The 16,853-nt window shown below is 44.4% G+C and carries 17 protein-coding genes; 12 read left to right on the forward strand and 5 right to left on the reverse strand.

Annotated features, from left to right (window positions below):
• Positions 1-9 precede the first annotated feature (9 nt).
• Positions 10-1,386 (forward strand): glycosyltransferase family 2 protein, encoded by a 1,377-nt coding sequence (locus AC58QD_RS08935; protein ID WP_497332218.1) that lies wholly within the window; start codon positions 10-12, stop codon positions 1,384-1,386.
• Between the two features lie 31 nt (positions 1,387-1,417).
• Positions 1,418-1,672: a hypothetical protein gene (locus AC58QD_RS08940; RefSeq protein ID WP_497332220.1), complete on the forward strand. Its 255-nt coding sequence runs from the start codon at positions 1,418-1,420 to the stop codon at positions 1,670-1,672.
• A gap of 94 nt (positions 1,673-1,766) precedes the next feature.
• Here AC58QD_RS08940 and AC58QD_RS08945 read toward each other — a convergent pair whose 3' ends face one another.
• Positions 1,767-2,285: a DUF4214 domain-containing protein gene (locus tag AC58QD_RS08945; protein ID WP_497332222.1), complete on the reverse strand. Its 519-nt coding sequence runs from the start codon at positions 2,283-2,285 to the stop codon at positions 1,767-1,769.
• 186 nt (positions 2,286-2,471) lie between these two features.
• Between AC58QD_RS08945 and AC58QD_RS08950 the strand changes: the two genes are divergently transcribed.
• From AC58QD_RS08950 to AC58QD_RS08975, 6 genes are all read left to right on the forward strand, one after another.
• Entirely contained in the window at positions 2,472-3,428 is a 957-nt protein-coding gene (locus AC58QD_RS08950) for a GDP-L-fucose synthase family protein (protein ID WP_497332224.1), read from the forward strand.
• Entirely contained in the window at positions 3,425-4,690 is a 1,266-nt protein-coding gene (locus AC58QD_RS08955) for a glycosyltransferase family 2 protein (protein ID WP_497332226.1), read from the forward strand. Before AC58QD_RS08950 ends, AC58QD_RS08955 begins: the two co-directional genes overlap by 4 nt.
• A gap of 205 nt (positions 4,691-4,895) precedes the next feature.
• Positions 4,896-5,930: a mannose-1-phosphate guanylyltransferase gene (locus tag AC58QD_RS08960; RefSeq protein ID WP_497332228.1), complete on the forward strand. Its 1,035-nt coding sequence runs from the start codon at positions 4,896-4,898 to the stop codon at positions 5,928-5,930.
• 4 nt (positions 5,931-5,934) lie between these two features.
• The gene (locus AC58QD_RS08965) at positions 5,935-6,882 is read left to right on the forward strand and encodes a GDP-mannose 4,6-dehydratase (RefSeq protein WP_497332229.1); all 948 of its coding nucleotides are present in this window, start codon (positions 5,935-5,937) and stop codon (positions 6,880-6,882) included.
• A 49-nt stretch (positions 6,883-6,931) separates the two neighbouring features.
• Positions 6,932-8,368 carry a glycosyltransferase gene (locus AC58QD_RS08970; protein WP_497332231.1) on the forward strand — a complete coding sequence of 479 codons (1,437 nt, stop codon included), beginning with the start codon at positions 6,932-6,934 and terminating at the stop codon, positions 8,366-8,368.
• Between the two features lie 61 nt (positions 8,369-8,429).
• On the forward strand, positions 8,430-9,068 hold the full coding sequence (locus tag AC58QD_RS08975) for a serine/threonine protein kinase (RefSeq protein ID WP_497332233.1): 639 nt from the start codon (positions 8,430-8,432) through the stop codon (positions 9,066-9,068).
• 57 nt (positions 9,069-9,125) lie between these two features.
• Here the strand turns inward: AC58QD_RS08975 and AC58QD_RS08980 are convergent, their stop codons facing one another.
• Entirely contained in the window at positions 9,126-10,214 is a 1,089-nt protein-coding gene (locus AC58QD_RS08980; protein ID WP_497332235.1) for a glycosyltransferase family 4 protein, read from the reverse strand.
• Positions 10,215-10,333: 119 nt separating this feature from the next.
• Here AC58QD_RS08980 and AC58QD_RS08985 point away from each other — a divergent pair, with 119 nt between their 5' ends.
• Positions 10,334-11,035 (forward strand): putative nucleotide-diphospho-sugar transferase, encoded by a 702-nt coding sequence (locus tag AC58QD_RS08985; RefSeq protein WP_497332237.1) that lies wholly within the window; start codon positions 10,334-10,336, stop codon positions 11,033-11,035.
• 11 nt (positions 11,036-11,046) lie between these two features.
• Here AC58QD_RS08985 and AC58QD_RS08990 read toward each other — a convergent pair whose 3' ends face one another.
• Positions 11,047-12,150 carry a glycosyltransferase family 4 protein gene (locus AC58QD_RS08990; RefSeq protein ID WP_497332239.1) on the reverse strand — a complete coding sequence of 368 codons (1,104 nt, stop codon included), beginning with the start codon at positions 12,148-12,150 and terminating at the stop codon, positions 11,047-11,049.
• Positions 12,151-12,423: 273 nt separating this feature from the next.
• Here AC58QD_RS08990 and AC58QD_RS08995 point away from each other — a divergent pair, with 273 nt between their 5' ends.
• The 3 genes from AC58QD_RS08995 to AC58QD_RS09005 are packed head-to-tail and all read left to right on the forward strand — an operon-like array spanning position 12,424 to position 15,176.
• A complete protein-coding gene (locus tag AC58QD_RS08995) occupies positions 12,424-13,533 on the forward strand; it encodes a glycosyltransferase family 61 protein (RefSeq protein ID WP_497332241.1) in 1,110 nt (369 codons plus the stop codon).
• A 52-nt stretch (positions 13,534-13,585) separates the two neighbouring features.
• Positions 13,586-14,656: a glycosyltransferase gene (locus tag AC58QD_RS09000; RefSeq protein ID WP_497332243.1), complete on the forward strand. Its 1,071-nt coding sequence runs from the start codon at positions 13,586-13,588 to the stop codon at positions 14,654-14,656.
• 25 nt (positions 14,657-14,681) lie between these two features.
• Positions 14,682-15,176 (forward strand): PIG-L family deacetylase, encoded by a 495-nt coding sequence (locus tag AC58QD_RS09005; RefSeq protein ID WP_497332246.1) that lies wholly within the window; start codon positions 14,682-14,684, stop codon positions 15,174-15,176.
• 90 nt (positions 15,177-15,266) lie between these two features.
• On the opposite strand, the gene AC58QD_RS09010 is transcribed toward AC58QD_RS09005, so the two are convergent.
• Complete coding sequence (locus AC58QD_RS09010) at positions 15,267-16,169, reverse strand: phosphotransferase family protein (protein WP_497332248.1); 903 nt, start codon at positions 16,167-16,169, stop codon at positions 15,267-15,269.
• Between the two features lie 31 nt (positions 16,170-16,200).
• A complete protein-coding gene (locus AC58QD_RS09015) occupies positions 16,201-16,701 on the reverse strand; it encodes a DUF4214 domain-containing protein (protein ID WP_497332250.1) in 501 nt (166 codons plus the stop codon).
• Positions 16,702-16,853 lie beyond the last annotated feature (152 nt).

The raw sequence follows: 16,853 nt of genomic DNA on the forward strand, positions 1-16,853 counted from the left end.
AGGAGGCTAATGATGATCAAGCAAAAGAGGCTTAGACGGAAGATGAATCCGAAGGGCCCTTACAGACTGAACATGTCCTATAATTGGGGCTTCGATGCGGGCTTCAATATTGGATACAGCAAAGGCTATGAACTGGGGATGGAAAAGGGTGGGTGGGCGCAGGCCAATCTGTTTGAAGGTACCAGTATCGTGATTCCCACATACAATCAGCTTAATTATCTGAAGGATTGTATTGAAAGCATTGAGCGGTACACTCCGGAGCCGCACGAAATTATTGTAGTGGACAACGGATCAACAGACGGAACAGCTGAATATTTGCGCTCCCTGCCGGGAAATGTCGTGCGGCACACAATCAGCGAGCATAATCTAGGCTTTGCCGGAGGGGTTAACCAAGGCCTGATGATGGCACGAGGCACGAGGCTGTTATTTCTTAACAATGACACCATCACGACAGAGGGCTGGTTGTCCAATCTGCTTGCCTGCTTACATTCCAACAACAGATTCGGTCTCGTTGGGCCTGTGACCAACTACATTAGCGGTGATCAATTAATTGAAACCTCATATAAATCATTGGAGGAAATGCACCAGTTCGCCAAAACTCTGAACCGTTCAAATTCCGATAAATGGAAAGCCACAGGGCGGCTAACAGGGTTCTGCGTTCTCATGACACGGGATGTTTTCCGCCGCTTGGGCTACCTGGATGAAGGGTTCGAGATTGGCAACTGTGAAGATGATGATTATGGCTTTCGTGCGCGATTGCTTGGTCTTGATCTCATCATTGCCCATGATACGTTCATTCATCATGTGGGCAGCACGACGATCAAGACGCTGTCTGCCGAGCAGTTCAACGAGGTATACAGCAGAAACTTAGCCTTCTATTCGAGCAAATGGGGGGAGACACATTCCTTGCTGAATGAAACGCTCAGCTTATGGGACGGCTCATCAACCAGGATGAACGATCTCTATCCGACACACGTTGTCGTACAGGGAACAGGCATGACAATGTATTGGATCGAGCAAGGGATGCGTTTCCCGCTTTCATCCGACCAACCCATAACTGCAACGCGGCTCGCACAAGTAGATATCAAGAATTGGCCGCTAGGCAATCCGCTTACACTTAATCAGTTGACGGATAGGCTGGCGGCCGCAGCGGTTCGGCCTCCAGAAGGTGGAGCTCTTGCCGAAGGATCGTTGGTACAGACCGCGGACGGGAAGCAATATCAGCTTACAGGAGGCACCTTGCATCGGATCTCTACCGACTGGGCACTTCAAGTATGGAATCTAGGCGGTCGAATCATTCATTCTATTACCGACACAGAGAAAGCGGCTTACCAAGAAGGGCTGCCCATTATTGCACCCCCAGTTATAAAAGCGCACAACATATGAGAACAAATCCGTTATTAAGGAGGTCTAAGCCATGCTTAAACGTAAGAGGCGAGCGGTTCGAGCCTTGCGGAAGCCAGGAGCTGGCGGGAAGAAGCAGCCCTTGGTTCGCGGCAAGCGAAAGCTTCGAGGCGGAAAGGCGTTGGTGAGGCGGCTCAAAAAACGTCCAACCGATCCGCAAAAGGCAACGTATGACCAAGGCTTCAATCAAGGGTACAATCAGGGCTTTGATGAAGGCTTCTCCAAGGCATTCGAAGAAGGCTACCAGCAAGCATACATGCAGGGTTGATGCTGAAGCTGCAGGTCTAGTAAGTATGGAATAAACAACAGAGTTCCGCTGCTGCATCTTTTGTGACCATTGCGGAACTCTGTTCATGTTGGAGTTAAGTGTTAATGTGGGGCATAAACTTCTTTTGACAGAAATCAAACAATATTTTTTGTGCTACTGCAAGGTGGCTCTCGGCATTCAGCAGCTCCTGCGCCTCCCCGGACTTTAATATTCCGACTACGATGACGCAGCGAGGGACGCCGTGAGCTAACTGATGCCTCAATTGGTTCCTTCCCTGCCTGTCAGCGCTTCTGCCCAGCAGTTCTTGATACAATGTCTCGATAAAACCGTCAGTAGACAATCTGTGCATTTTCATTAACAAATCTGCGGCTGAGGGGCGTTTTTTGCCAGCCATGTTCGGAGAGCCATGCTCATAAAGATGTACAGCTTCCGCGCTGGTCAAGAATGATTCCATTAGTGCTAACCTAGAAAGCTTTTTGTGAGACAAAAGATGTAGATGATGATCATAGCCAGACCGGTCTGGTTCTCGGTTCAACAGCTCTCGATAACAGGCTGCGACGAATTTACTGGACTCTTTATGCATACTTTTATGCAAAATTTCAATGATTCTCATAAGCTCTCACCTTCTACCCTTTCTCATGATTACTCATAGAATATGAGAAATCGCTCAAATTGGTTTGGACAAGTTACATCCATTGCACAACTTTTTTCTTGAAGGCCATGCACTTGTCTATACCTGTCTCCTCTTCTTTACATATCGTAAACAATAGACGCATTCCACCAGGAAAGGATGAAGAGGATGGAGCTATCCGAGAAAAGAATCATTGTTACCGGCGGAGCGGGATTTCTGGGAAAGCATGTTGTTAGCAAGATGTATAAGCGTGGTTGTCGCCAAGTCATTGTACCCCGAAGTAAAGATTACGATTTGAGAAAAGAAGCGGATATAGAAAGATTGTTACGTGAGAGCAAGCCTGATGTTATTATTCATCTAGCCGCAGTAGTGGGGGGAATTGGTGCAAATCTGAATAATCCCGGCAAGTTTCTGTACGACAACCTGGTGATGGGGACGCAGCTTATGGAACATTCTCGACAGGCTGGTGTCGAGAAATTTGTAGCGATCGGTACGATATGCTCCTATCCGAAGCATACCCCTGTGCCTTTCAAGGAAAGCGATTTATGGAACGGTTATCCGGAGGAAACGAATGCCCCGTATGGGCTAGCGAAAAAAATGATGCTCGTTCAATCACAAGCATACCGCCAGCAATACGGGTTCAACTCTATCTATCTGCTTCCCGTCAACTTATACGGAATCGGGGATAATTTCGACTTGGAGACATCCCATGTAATCCCGGCTATGATACGCAAATGCCTGGAAGCAGCAAACAATAATTCACCTTCCATTATCCTATGGGGAGACGGGACCCCCACTCGCGAGTTTATTTATGCAGAGGACGCAGCAGAGGGCATTGTGCTGGCTACGGAACATTATAACGACTCGGAACCCGTTAATATCGGCTCTGGTGAAGAAATATCGATTAAAGCCCTTGCGGAGATGATAAAACGACTGACCGGTTATGAGGGAGAGATTGTCTGGAACTCAGATAAACCCAACGGGCAGCCTCGACGCCGACTCGACGTTCAACGTGCCGCAGAACGCTTCGGTTTTGAAGCGCGAACACCAATGGAGGTGGGTCTAAGGAAAGTGATCGACTGGTACAAGGCTTACAGAGTGACGGGAGAGGTGCAGGAGAGATGACAGAGAATGAATCGCATAACAAAACTCCGCTGGTTACGATCATTACCCCATCCTATCAACAAGCTAAATATATTGGCGAAACCATTAAGAGTGTTTGGTCCCAAGATTATCCGAACATAGAACATATTGTTGTGGATGGCGGATCAAGGGACGGTACGGTCAATATCTTGAAAAAGTTCGCCAGGTCTGAACCCAGGTTTCGCTACATTTCGGAAAAAGACCGTGGGCAGTCTCATGCGCTTAACAAAGGACTGGCCATGGCTAAAGGGGAAATTATCGGTTGGTTGAACTCGGATGATACGTATCATCCCAAAGCGATCCGACGAGCGGTTCAAATGTTGAGAAAGCATGCCGAATATGGTGCTGTATACGGCAAGGCGAATCACACGGATGCCAGAAATAAAGTTCTTTATCCTTATCCGGTCGACGCTTCGATCAACAAGACCCGTTTGTTCGACGTATGCACCATTTGCCAGCCAGCGGTTTTCATCCGTAAGAGCGTGCTTGATCAAGTCGGTGCCATCGATGAATCATTAAACTTTTGTATGGATTATGATCTTTGGATGCGCTTGGTTAAGAAACACAAATTTGGATTTATAAATGAGATCATTGCTAATTCGCGACTTCACGAGGAAGCTAAAAGTGTTAAGCAATACTTCAGTGTAGGACTTCCGGAAATTATCCGAACAAGCTTAAAAAACTACGGAGCTGTATCCAACCACTGGCTTATTCAGTTTATTGCGCATCATTTATTGGAAGGACCTGCTTGGCTTACAGAGCGGTTGAAAACATACCATGTGTTCGGTGCAACGCCTGTGGTTCGCCAATCGAACCGTTATGAAGATTCATGGGTTCCTCCCCGTTGGAAAATAGAAATTGAAGGCAATGCCGCAGCTCCTCTTAAATGCCTGCTCGTAGCAGGAGAGCATTTGCTTCCCGAGATCCAGAGCGGTGTCGGCAAGCTTAAATGGACCATTTACATTAACGGCCGTCAAGTCCGTACTATAGAATTAGAGAAAGGCAAATTTACAGCGGAAATTCCACTTCCGCCACACACCTCCTCTTGTTCCATTGAAATTCGATCGCATGCGTTCTTCGTTCCGAGTAGGCAGAAGATGAATTCGGACCACCGGGAGTTAAGCTTTAAGGTCAGCCACGTTGTCCCATTAACAAAGGACGAAGCAGCACTATTCAGAATACTGGGCGAAGAGCCGGCAGCAGTGGGTCATTGGTTGGTCAAGCATAGAAAAATCAAGCAGTAGGAAAGACGTAAACGACAGCCCTTCACGCCATCAATGACGGACGATGAAGGGCTGTTAGACATGTATTTCAAACTTCATACGTGAATTATAGTCAAACGCCAATTTCGGGTATAAGGGGAGATATGTCCATGTGCGCTTGAACCCAGGAGCATAGTATATACATGACATATCCTTTTGTCGTAACACCTTGTTAGGAGGGGATTCGGTGAAAATAGTCATTATGGCCGGAGGTGTTGGAACCCGGTTTTGGCCTCGCAGTGTTCCATCGAGACCCAAGCAGTTCCTGGCTCTCACATCCGGCAAGACGATGATTCAAGAGACTTACAGGAGGTTCAGTGAGTGGCTTCCCCATTCGTCGATATACGTGATTACGTCGGTGAATTATAAGGGACTGGTCCAGCAGCAGCTTCCGGAATTATCCGAAACCAGATTATTGTTGGAGCCGGATCAACGGGATACGGGGCCTTGCGTTGGATTAACAGCTCGTTACTTTCTGGATGCCGAGGATGATGAGGTGATTGTAACCACGCCTTCCGATCAGTACATTCCGGATAGTGCAGCTCTGATCACTGCTTTGAGCCAAGCGGAACAAGCCGCTCGTGTGCAGCGAACGATTGTAACCCTCGGAATTACACCTACGAGACCCGAAACCGCATTTGGGTATATACAAGCTGAAGAGGGAAGTCTTGTTAACGGTGTGCTGAAGGTTAGCTCTTTCATGGAGAAGCCTTCTCTGGCCAAAGCGGAACGGTTAGTTCAGCAGGAACATGTTTATTGGAACAGCGGTATTTGTGTCTGGAAGCCTTCGACGATCGCTTATTATATGAAACAACACCAAGCGAAGTTGTGGAACATCTTGACACTGCCGATGGAACAATTGTTTGATTCGTATGCCAGCTTACCCAAGATTTCGGTGGACTACGCCATCCTGGAGAAGGCCGAATCTATTTATACCATTCCTGTTCAATTCGAGTGGGATGATGTAGGGCTGTGGACTTCTCTGGATCGCATCCATCCTCATGATGAGCATGGAAACATTGTACAGGGAGGCGGTTCTGTCCATCCTTTCTCAGCAAAGACGAATATTATATTCACGGATCACGGCAAGGCAGTTGTAATCGGAGTTGAGGACCTTATTATCGTTTCTACGGATGAAGGATTGCTGGTATGCCACAAATCCCAGGAGCAGCAAATCAAAACCGTGATCAAAGAGATCGAACTATTGGAAAGGGGACAATAACCGTATGAAAGCTTTAGTAACGGGTATATCCGGGTTTGTGGGAAGTCACATGGCGGAGTTCCTCCTTGCGAACAACGTGGAAGTAACTGGAACAATCCGGCACCGGAGCCGTATGGATCATATCAAACATCTTAAGGATATCCAGTTGACCGAGTGCGAGCTGCGGGATCCGTTCTCTGTAGAGCATCTCATCCAGGAAGTTAAGCCAGACCTGATCTTTCACTTGGCAGCACAAAGCTTCGTCCCAACCTCATGGAACTCTCCGATGGATACGATTCACAATAATATAGCGGGTCAAGTTAACATTCTGGAAGCTGTACGCAGGTTTGAGCTGGATTGTAAAATTCAGTTGGCTTGCTCCAGTGAGGAATACGGTCACGTTGAACCGGATGAAGTGCCTATTAAGGAAACGAATCCGCTTCGGCCGCTGAGCCCTTATGCAGTAAGTAAAGTATGTCAGGAATATTTGGGCTATCAATATTTCAAGAGTTACGGGCTTCATATTATTCCGACACGTACCTTTAATCACACTGGACCGAGACGCGGGGAAAATTTCGTAACCTCCAACTTCTCCAAACAAATTGCTGAAATTGAAAAAGGCAAAAAACCTCCGATCCTTTATGTAGGTAATCTGGAAGCCAAGCGGGATTTCACGGATGTGCGGGATGTTGTTAAAGCCTACTCACTGGCACTCGAGAAAGGCGAGCCTGGTGTGACTTACAATATAGCTTCCGGTAAATGTTACACGATTAAGGAAATGCTCGATCTGCTCTTGTCATTCAGCACAATCAAGATTGAAGTGAAGGAAGACCCAGCCCGTCTGCGGCCATCGGATGTTGAGATCTTGCTCGGCGACTATACCCTGTTTAATCAGAAAACAGGATGGAAACCGGAAATTCCTTTTGAGCAGACTATGGAAGACCTGCTGAACTATTGGAGAGAACGGGTATAGATTAATTAGAAACAAGCAGAACCTATCGTACATGGAAAGGGTGGGATTTATGTCTGGCCCCTCACGAATCTTGCGGCGGAAGAAGGCAGCTGTGAAAGTAGTTGTAGTCAAAGCACTTCGCAGTTCTTCGACCAAGAAAAAGTGGAAGAAGAAGCGCACTTCCAAAGGAAAGGTAAAGATCAAAAAACGTGTTCTGGCGAGACTGCGGAAACGAGGCCTGAAGAGAAAGTGGAGACTGAAGCGCCTCCGCAAAAAGGGCACGAGAAAAAACTGGATAGCCAGACGCAGAAGACGTAAGGCAAGAGTAGTTATTCCCCAACCTGCTCAAGCGGCAGTCTCGGAGGCAGTTGTCGAACCAGAAGTGCAGCCAGAAGAGCCTGAGTATCGCAAAGGGATTAATATAGTCGGATTCATTCGGGCCGAGATGGGAATTGGGGAGTCTAGCCGGCTTGCAGCCAGATCTTTATCGGCGACCGACGTTCCGTTTGATATCCTGAACTTCCCTGTAACGAGTATTCGCATGGAAGATCGGACATGGGCTGAGAAGGAAGTTGAACATCCCGAATATAAAATCAACATTTTCCACATGAATGCAGACACCATGCGCTCGGTGCACCACCACTTCGGTCAAAGATTGTTCGAGCGGCGTTACAACATCGGATATTGGCACTGGGAGCTGCCGGATTTCCCGGATGAATTCTGCGACGGATTCGAATTCGTGCAAGAGGTATGGGCGCCCTCAAGCTTCGTTGCAGAAAGCATTGCGAAGAAGTCACCTGTGCCTGTAGTGCGAATCCCGCATGGAATTGAGGTTATTTACCCGGCTGAGATGAATCGCGGCACCTTCGGGCTGCCCGATAACCGTTTCCTCTTCTTCTCCATGTATGACACACACAGCTACCAGCGGCGTAAGAACCCGCAAGGCGCGATTGAGGCATTCAAACAAGCTTTTGATAAGAACGACCCGACTGTTGGGCTTGTCGTAAAAATGAACCATTCCCATGCTAACCCTGGAGATATCCAGATATTGAGGGGTTTGATCAAGGGTTACAATAATATTTATATTATGGATCGCATTATGTCGCGTGAAGAGGTTAATGCGCTGCTGAATTGCACGGACAGCTTTGTTTCCTTGCATCGGTCAGAAGGATTCGGACTTGGATTGGCTGAAGCGATGTATCTGGGTAAGCCGGTTCTCGGAACCTATTGGTCAGGGAATACGGACTTCATGAACTTCTCGAACTCTTGTCCAGTGGGATACAGCTTAACCCAGGTTGGAGGCGACTGGGGACCTTATAAAGGCTATCAAACATGGGCAGAGCCCGATATTGAGCATGCTGCGCATGGGATGCGTGAGGTAAGGTATAACGAACAGTACCGGAAGACGATCGCCATCAATGGTCAGAGTACGATAAGGAATGAATTTTCACCACATGCCGTTGGAATGATGATGAAGAACAGGCTCAAAGAACTAGGCTTACTATAACAATAATGAGAGCTGCCATCCGATCGGGATGGTTCTCATAGTGAAGGAGAGGAGGACAACCATGGATGATTTCAGGAAGATTACCGTTGTCCAAGAGATGGCCGGCGGGAAAAAACAACTCAAGATCAACAACCCGACTTCTTACCCGGTCATAGGGGTCGGCGCACAAGGGGCAGTATTCCGTCTATCAGCTGAGCGTTGTGTAAAGGTATATGCCGACCCCGAGAATGCCGTATGGGAGCGTAAAGCACTTGAAGCAGCCCGTGGGGATTCCTTCTTGCCGAAGCTCTACAAAGCGGGTAAGAGCTATGTCGTTATGGAGTATATACAAGGGCCGACACTAGAAGAATTCTTAACGGATAAGGGGAAATATACCGAAGACATTTCCAGGCAATTGCTCGGGATAGTGAAAGAGATGCGCCGAATGAAATTCACCCGAATTGATACCCGTCTTGCTCATATTATCGTCTCATCAGGAGGCAAGCTTAAAGTGATTGACCATATCGGGGCATTCCGCAGTCACAGGCGTGTTCCGCTCATGTTGTTCAAGAGCATGGGCAAAGCGGGGGTGCTAAAGCCTTTTCTGCAATATGTGGTTGCGAACGACCTCAAGCTCTATATGAAGTGGCGGGATAGAATGAAAGCAGATAAGGATGTGGAAGGCGTTCCCGACCTTCCGAAGCCTGGGAAGCTGAAGTAAGCAAAAGCACCTTCCGGAACTGGAAGGTGCTTTTGCTTAGCTTAGTTGATCTTGCGATTACATTGAATACTTGTCAAGCTCTTTTACGATGCGTTTGGAGATTTTTTTACTACTATATTTATTCAACAGCTCGCGCCGCGCATACATCCCGATTTTTTTAGCTTCTTCCTGATGCTCAAATACATATCTCATTTTCCTTTGCAAATCTCTTACAGAGGGTTCTGCCCAATTAAATCCGTTTAACATCTCTGTTTCATTATTTTTAATTTTCACCAACCGTTTTACCTTGACCAAATAGGAATTGTCTCGGTTCATAAACGCCTTTTGCCCGCTCCAATCTGTTCCTATGACAGGCATCTCCATCAGCATGGCTTCAAAAAATGGCCTCCCCCAGCCTTCTCCTCTAGTTGGAAGTACAAACGAATCACAAGCTCTATACAAATTAAGAAGTTCTGAAAACGGTAAAAACTTATCAATAATATGAATGTTAGGCTTTTCATCGGCTGGTTTTGGATGTTCAGTCATAATTTTCTCTATTACTTCACGTTTACGATTGCGAATTTTAATAACCAATGTAACATTATTGTCGAGTGAAAACTCATTGAGAAAAGCGTTAAGCAAAATATCGTAACCTTTACGCCGTTTCAAGTCAAAAACTGAAAGAAAACGAAAAGTATCGGGCAGCGGCAGCACCATTTGATCCCCATCAGGAGTAAACTGTTTTGAATCAAAGCAATTCGGAATCCGTGTTAAGGGAACGTTCACCCCGGAGTTTTTGAAAGTGCGGGCATTAAATTTGTTCATGACCCATACCTCATCAAACTTATTCAATTCAACAACCCAGGACCTGGGTATCTGATCGACCTCAAAAGTAGTGCGGGCGATATTGATCCGATAGTCAGGATTATAACGTAGATCAGCGCCAACCCAATTATATATATAAATATCTTTTGAGGGTAAATATTTGTTTTCAAATGATGAAATATATTGGATCTCCTTAGGATGCAAAAACTTGTATTTGTCGGCTTGGTCTCTTGCAGCGATTCGGACATTATAGCCGGCTTGATCCAATATACGCAGTAGATTCCGGTTGTCTTCTGCAAAGCCGTGTCCATTATAAAATTTACCTTCCAATAGGATATTCATTATTATACCCCTTTAATTATGGATGCTGACGGGTAATCATTGGACTATTTTTATCGCCGAAGACATATTAAAGTATCATGCTTGCTGAGGATTTAAGCTAATCAGGAAGGAAGATGTAAATGTCACCTATCATTCCGACGCTGCCTTTTACATGGCCACCCAGAAATAAAATGCTGATCTGCAGCCTGGCTACAGGGGCTAAGCATATGGCTTTATTGCAAATCATGGCTCCAACGGTTGCCTATTATGCGCTGCTGCACAAAATGGATAGTCTGATCCTGCCGCTTGGTGATCGTCGGTTGGATGCATCCCGGCCCCCATCCTGGGATAAAGTGATTCTCATGTACAACGCGCTTAAACATTATGATACCGTGATGTGGATCGATGCGGATGCCATAATACTGGATCCTACACGTGATATTCGTAAGGAGCTCGATAGTAAATATCCTATTCACATGATTCCTGAAAAGCCAAGAGGGGATTGGTTTTACGTAAATGGAGGGGTATGGATTTGCCAAAAGGATAAACGGACACAGGAATTGCTTGAGGCCGTTTGGAACAATGTCAAATTCATCAACAACGTCTGTTGGGAGCAAGCCGCACTCATGGATTTACTTGGATTTGATCTGAAGACACGAAAATACCGCGGTCCAACCCGCTACACCGACACGGTTGGTTATTTGAAACAAGAGTGGAACGCCTTCCCAGGCCATAAAGTAAGTAATCCGGTTATCCTTCATCATGCTGACGACGATACAAAGGATGTGAATTTATTCCGAAAAAACTACGAGGTATTTCTACAGCGGATTTGGAATCCCTGATAGCAAAATTTTTAATTTCGAAATTTTTCAATTTCTTTTGCGACTTGTTTCGCTACTTCCTTCATGCTGAAATGTTTCTGAAGATATTCCCTCGCTTTACGGCCTTTTCTCCCTGCTTTATTTTTATTTTGCAGAACATACCTCAGCTTAAGTTGTAAATCATCCATTGAAGGCTGTGCCCAATAATGCCCCTCATACTTTTCTTTTTCGGGGTGATCCTTTAGTTCTACCGGTACCAACTGTTCCACACGAATCAAGAATGAATTTTTCTTGTTCATATATTCTCTTTGTCCGCTCCAGTCCGTTCCGATAACAGGCAATTCCATCATCATCGCTTCAAAAAAAGGTCTTCCCCAGCCCTCACCCCGTGTAGGGAGTACAAATGCATTTCCGGCTCTATAAAGACTTAATATTTCATTTGTTAGCAATATCTTGTCAATGATATGAATTCTGGGTTGAATTTCTTTGGGTTTCCAATGATTATCGATAATTTCCATTATTTTATGTGTGGATTTGCGATTGCGTGTTTTAATTACAAGAGCTACTTTGTCTTTTGCAGAAAACTCATTAAGAAAAGCATTAAGCAAAATATCGTACCCTTTACGCTCGATTAAATCAAATACAGATAAAAATATAAATGATTTGGAAAAAGGAAGGGGAAACCTTTCTCCCTCTAAGCGGTACTGGCTGTCATTGAAAAAATAAGGAACAACTCTTAAAGGAACTTCCACTCCTGAGCTTGCAAAAGTTTGCGCATTAAACGAAGTTTGTACCCAAATCTCATCAAATTGGTTTAGTTTAGGTACCCACGCTCTCGGAAGTCGGTCTGTTTCAAATGTAGAAAGACCGATATTGATACGAAAGTCAGGATTATAATGCAGATTGCAGCCAGAGCCCCGATTCAAAAAAATATCATTTGAAGATAATTCTACTTTTTCATAATAGTATAAGTACTCCAATTCTTCCGCTGTTAATGCATTGTTTTTCTCCCGTACCTTGTCTAAAGAAGAAATTCGAACCCGGTATCCCAACTGGTTTAATATATTCAGTAATGCTCTGTTTCCTTCTGCGTACCCAGATCCGGTATAAAAGTAACCCTCGAATAAAATATTCAAATAAACCACTCTTTCTTCTATGGTATATTGCATTAACGCCAAGTATTATATTCAGTTTATGTACATGTAAGATTTCTGGAATAGGCAAGTTCTACAGTTATTTCAACCGTTTACTTGCAAGGCTAATTGACCTACGTCATATTACCTGCTCCATAAGCCGTTATCAATATGGATGTGATTTCATAAATTGAATAATCCGACTTGTCTTATCTTATGATCAATTATTGTTGCAACAGAGCTGCCGAAATCATAAACCATTGGGGGTGTGTCGGCTTGGATAGTTCTAAAAGGGAAAGCCCGCCTTCTGGTTGTTATAGAAAGATAGAAGATTGGATAGCTGCATCGGGATTGGATAGAAATAAATGGATTTATGAAGTTGCTTTTGATGATTCATCTGTTCTGGTGGACCCTGAAGGATTGGAACATCCTACGCACAGACAGCTCCTTATATCAGCAGGTAACAACATTCCATACAGGCAAGGCGTCGTTCATGTGATTCCAGAAGGGCAAGTATGCTTTATGAAGACTGTTATTCTTACTCCCGATCACAAGGAAATTTTGGCCTATTCCCATAACAAAGATAAAAGTCCGGCGGTTTTCAAATCTAATAAAATGCCTGCTTTGCAGAAAACATCAGAAACAATAGCCGTTTTATCCAGTGAATTAAGCGGTGCTTATTATCATTGGATGCTTGACATTCTTCCGTGCATTCATATTTTGCGAAAGTCTAAAATTAAAGCAGATAAGTATATGATTTGTGGGAAGAAGCTTTCGCCTTTTCATTTTGCAACGCTTGAAGCTTTAGGGATTCCAGAGAATAAGGTAATTGTGAGTCATAACCAATTAAATCTCCAGGCTGCCAAATTGGTCATCCCTCAACTTACAAGAGGACGCCGGCCCAAATGGGTCTGCGAGTTCCTGAGACAGGAATTAATGCTGAATCGAAGAATAAAACCGCATAAAGGGTTTGAACGCATTTATATAAGCCGTGCACATGCTGACAAGAGAAAAGTGCTCAACGAACCGGAAATTGAAACTTTGCTTTCGAAATATGGCTTTGTTAGTGTCGCTGCTGAATTGTTACCGCTTAACGAGCAGATCCGGATCTTCGCTTCCGCTAAAGTGGTCATAGGTCCACATGGGGCAGGGTTGACAAATGTGATATTTAGCAGCCCGGGAACCAAAGTCATTGAGTTATTTTCACGGGAATTTGTGGATACCTGTTACCCTATTCTTAGCAGCCTCCTCGGGCATAAGCATTATTATTTAAGAGGGATAGGAGGAAGTCACCGGGAATATAAGGGAATTGGATTCAGGCATCATGATATGACTATCAATCCTGACGATTTAGAAAAAATATTAAAAGTGGCAGCAATCGGATAATTTTACCTATCGGAGTAAGAAAGAACTGGGAGAACAAAGGGGGCAGGTGGAGATGACTGTAAACAAACTACGTATACTCATGGTCCTGAAAGATTTCAACGTAGGGGGCGTCGAAACCTATGTTTTAGCAATAAGCAAAAAATTATTAGAACTAGGAATTTCAGTTTTTATAGCTGCAGAAAAAAAAGGAGTTTTATACAAACCATTCCAAGACCTTGGATGTCCGATCTATTTCGATTTATATAACAATGACCATCATTTTGAACGTTGGGTAAAAAAAAATAAGATTAATATTATAAATTTCCACCACGTCCAACCAGCCATATGGATGTCAAATCTTATTGGAATTCATAATATCCCCCTTATTTATACCGTGCATTATTACAAAAATAGCCTATTGGGACTTCGAAATATGAATGTCTGCTTTATTAGCGTCAGTCCGCCGTTACAACGATGGCTTAAAACACAAAGTATTCCGTCCGTCTTGATTCCAAATGGAATTGATACGGACCAGTATCGGTTCATGAACAATTCCACTCTGCGAAGTCAACTCGGAATCCCGGCGAATGCACCGATTCTGTTATATGCAAGCCGGTTAGCGAAAGGAAAGGCGGATATTTGTAAATTAGTAATAGAAGCAACAAGGGATCAGTTAATTAAAGAGTTCCCGACCATGCATTTGATCATAGCAGGAGATGGCAGCCAGGCAGGGGATATTAAAAAAATAATAGAGCTGGACCCTATGCAAAAGTATATACACCTCATAGGAAATTACTTGGATATGCCATCATTATTTTCTATTTCAAATGGTGTCATCGGTACTGGACGAGTAGCGCTTGAAGCTATGGCGTGTAAACGCGCAGTTATTGCAGTAGGGTGTAAAGGGGAAGTTGGTATCGTTAGTCCAGACAAATATGATTATGCATGGCAGCAGTATTTTGGCGATCACAGAGCTGACCGGAAGCCCACCAAAACTTCAATTGCAGAGATGGCAAGTATAGTTCTCAAATCCCCGGATATACAGAAAGAGTGGGGTGATCAAGGAAGACAGTATATTATTAACAAATTCAGCATTTCCCAAGTAATTAATGAACTGCTGGAAATATACAAATCAAGAATTTGATTTCAATCAGGCAGAGGTGATCCCGATGTATAATAAGTTAATGATTGTTGCACATCCGGACGATGAAACAATCTTCGGAGGAGCCAATCTTATTATAGAAAAAGGCTGGAAGGTCATTTGTGTTACAAACGGCAGTAACAAAGTAAGAGCTGAGGAATTTAAAAACGCAATGCATTATGTAGATGCTGCTTTTGAAATGTGGAATTACGAAGATAAATGGAAAGGCGATTTTGATCGGAAGTCGTTAAGAGAGAACATAAATAAAGTTGTAAATGAAAAACCATTCAATAAAATTGTCACACATAACTTAGACGGGGAATACGGGCATACCCAGCATATAGCCCTTGGAGAAATTGTACAGGGAATAGTAAGTAAGAATCTTTACACTTTTGCCAAATCGGATGACATCCTGGATATAGAAATCTTATACAAAAAATTGGCTGTGCTAGGCTTTTACAAAAGTCAAAAATTGAATTTATACAAGGACTACATCGTCCGAGAGTGCTTAAAGAAAATTTGATTGGAAGCCTCACAGACTCTGCTTAACCACTTGGGATCGCCCGAGAATACGGACGATCCCGTTTGACGTCCTGGTACCATCAACTACAATCTACTCCCCGTTTGACTTCTCACGGAGCCACTCCAACCGTTTATTCCACTTCTCCTTATCCTTCTTATTGATAGCGTTCATCAAGGAACTGAACCGGATCACATGTGTATAGAAGTTGCGGCAGCGATCAAGCAAGGTTGCGTCCTTAGGACCCTGATAATACTTATACACTTTCCCTGCGAATGTCTGCCCGTAGGTCAGGAACAGATCATGATAGTCATAAGAAGGGTCACCCATCTTCAATTGACCGAAATCGATAATCCCCTTTATGTTCCCTTTACTGTCTACGAAAATATGATCATTCTTGAAATCGCCGTGGATGAGACAAGGCCGGAATGTAAAATTCTCATCGTGTACCAGATACTCATGAAAAATGCTCATGATCCAAATTTGTTCCTTCTTCCCGATATGCGGAAATACAGTGTGCTCAAGCGCCCGATAATATCCTGTCCAATTTTTCCTCCAAGTAGAGCGGAACTCGTTACGATCAACTTTGACGATTTTATCTCCCTTGAAGGTGTGAAGCTTGGTCAGGAATGTCGCGATATCCTGCGCCAGTTTCTCCTTTGTCTCCGCAGGAAGATTCTGATATATATCTTTCTCCAGCGTGTTTCCTTGGATAATAGGGTAGCCGACATAGACAGGTTTGTCTCTTGATTTGGAAGAATACTGGAAGTCCGGTATTGGGAAAGGAAGATGTTTGCTTAACTGAGGCAGTAGTCTCTGCTCCCGCTTAAGGGAAGAAGTATCTGAGGTAAGAGGAAACCGGAAGATCCACTTTTCGCCAATGACCAGTACCAGGTTTTGATGTCCGCTCGAAATAACATGAACGTCCTTATCCGCAAGCTCAGGGTGTCTGTTGACTATATGCTGAATATACTTCTTCTCTAATCGTGACGGCATTTCATCAACCTCCGTTCCAACTCATGATTCCTTATCGGGAATAAAAGCTTTGAATTAATCGTTCCAGAATTTCTTTGGCAAAAGCATGTTTGTTCAATGACATCAAAGATTTGAATTCATGGGACAATACCATCTCAGTAAGGACAGCATGTCTGGAATGACCGGCTTGCAGCTTATGCATGAAGGACTGGAAGCCTGCGGGATCGGCATCCCTTGAAAACAGCTCTTGGTACATTTGACGGACGAACGGATCGTGTTTAAGCGCGAATAAATGTCTGAGGATGTCAGCGATTGACCGGTCTTCTTTTGACCTCGACGATAGAGGTTGCTGATAGAGGGATGCAGCCTCGGGGCTATGCATAATTCCAACCGCTATTTGCAGCTTGCCGACGCCTGAACGTAACGATTTTACATGATTAGCCAAGCCTTCCGGATCTGGTTCGCGGTTCAACAGCTCGGCATATGCGGCTTTTACGAACTGTTGCCCGTCCAATTGCAGTGCATTGTTCAACCGTTGTGCAACTATTTTCAAGAAAACCCCTCCGTCTCTATGATGTTCATCCTATTCGTTATCCATATGTGGAACGGACTTGTTGCGCAACCGTCACAAGCGGATGTGAATCAGAACGAACCTCAAAATTATTCCTTTCACCAGGGGTAACGGTCCATAACCCCGAGCAGGGA

The sequence above is a fragment of the Paenibacillus sp. J2R1T-4 genome (assembly GCF_059692235.1).

Excerpts from the sequence above, each read along its gene's own strand:
- AC58QD_RS08955 (WP_497332226.1), top strand. The coding sequence starts at position 3,425 with ATGACAGAGAATGAATCGCATAACAAAACTCCGCTGGTTACGATCATT.
- AC58QD_RS08970 (WP_497332231.1), top strand. The coding sequence starts at position 6,932 with ATGTCTGGCCCCTCACGAATCTTGCGGCGGAAGAAGGCAGCTGTGAAA.
- AC58QD_RS08940 (WP_497332220.1), top strand. The coding sequence starts at position 1,418 with ATGCTTAAACGTAAGAGGCGAGCGGTTCGAGCCTTGCGGAAGCCAGGA.
- AC58QD_RS08985 (WP_497332237.1), top strand. The coding sequence starts at position 10,334 with ATGTCACCTATCATTCCGACGCTGCCTTTTACATGGCCACCCAGAAAT.
- AC58QD_RS08945 (WP_497332222.1), bottom strand. The coding sequence starts at position 2,285 with ATGAGAATCATTGAAATTTTGCATAAAAGTATGCATAAAGAGTCCAGT.
- AC58QD_RS08950 (WP_497332224.1), top strand. The coding sequence starts at position 2,472 with ATGGAGCTATCCGAGAAAAGAATCATTGTTACCGGCGGAGCGGGATTT.
- AC58QD_RS08975 (WP_497332233.1), top strand. The coding sequence starts at position 8,430 with ATGGATGATTTCAGGAAGATTACCGTTGTCCAAGAGATGGCCGGCGGG.
- AC58QD_RS09010 (WP_497332248.1), bottom strand. The coding sequence starts at position 16,169 with ATGCCGTCACGATTAGAGAAGAAGTATATTCAGCATATAGTCAACAGA.
- AC58QD_RS08980 (WP_497332235.1), bottom strand. The coding sequence starts at position 10,214 with ATGAATATCCTATTGGAAGGTAAATTTTATAATGGACACGGCTTTGCA.
- AC58QD_RS08965 (WP_497332229.1), top strand. The coding sequence starts at position 5,935 with ATGAAAGCTTTAGTAACGGGTATATCCGGGTTTGTGGGAAGTCACATG.
- AC58QD_RS08935 (WP_497332218.1), top strand. The coding sequence starts at position 10 with ATGATGATCAAGCAAAAGAGGCTTAGACGGAAGATGAATCCGAAGGGC.
- AC58QD_RS09005 (WP_497332246.1), top strand. The coding sequence starts at position 14,682 with ATGTATAATAAGTTAATGATTGTTGCACATCCGGACGATGAAACAATC.
- AC58QD_RS09000 (WP_497332243.1), top strand. The coding sequence starts at position 13,586 with ATGACTGTAAACAAACTACGTATACTCATGGTCCTGAAAGATTTCAAC.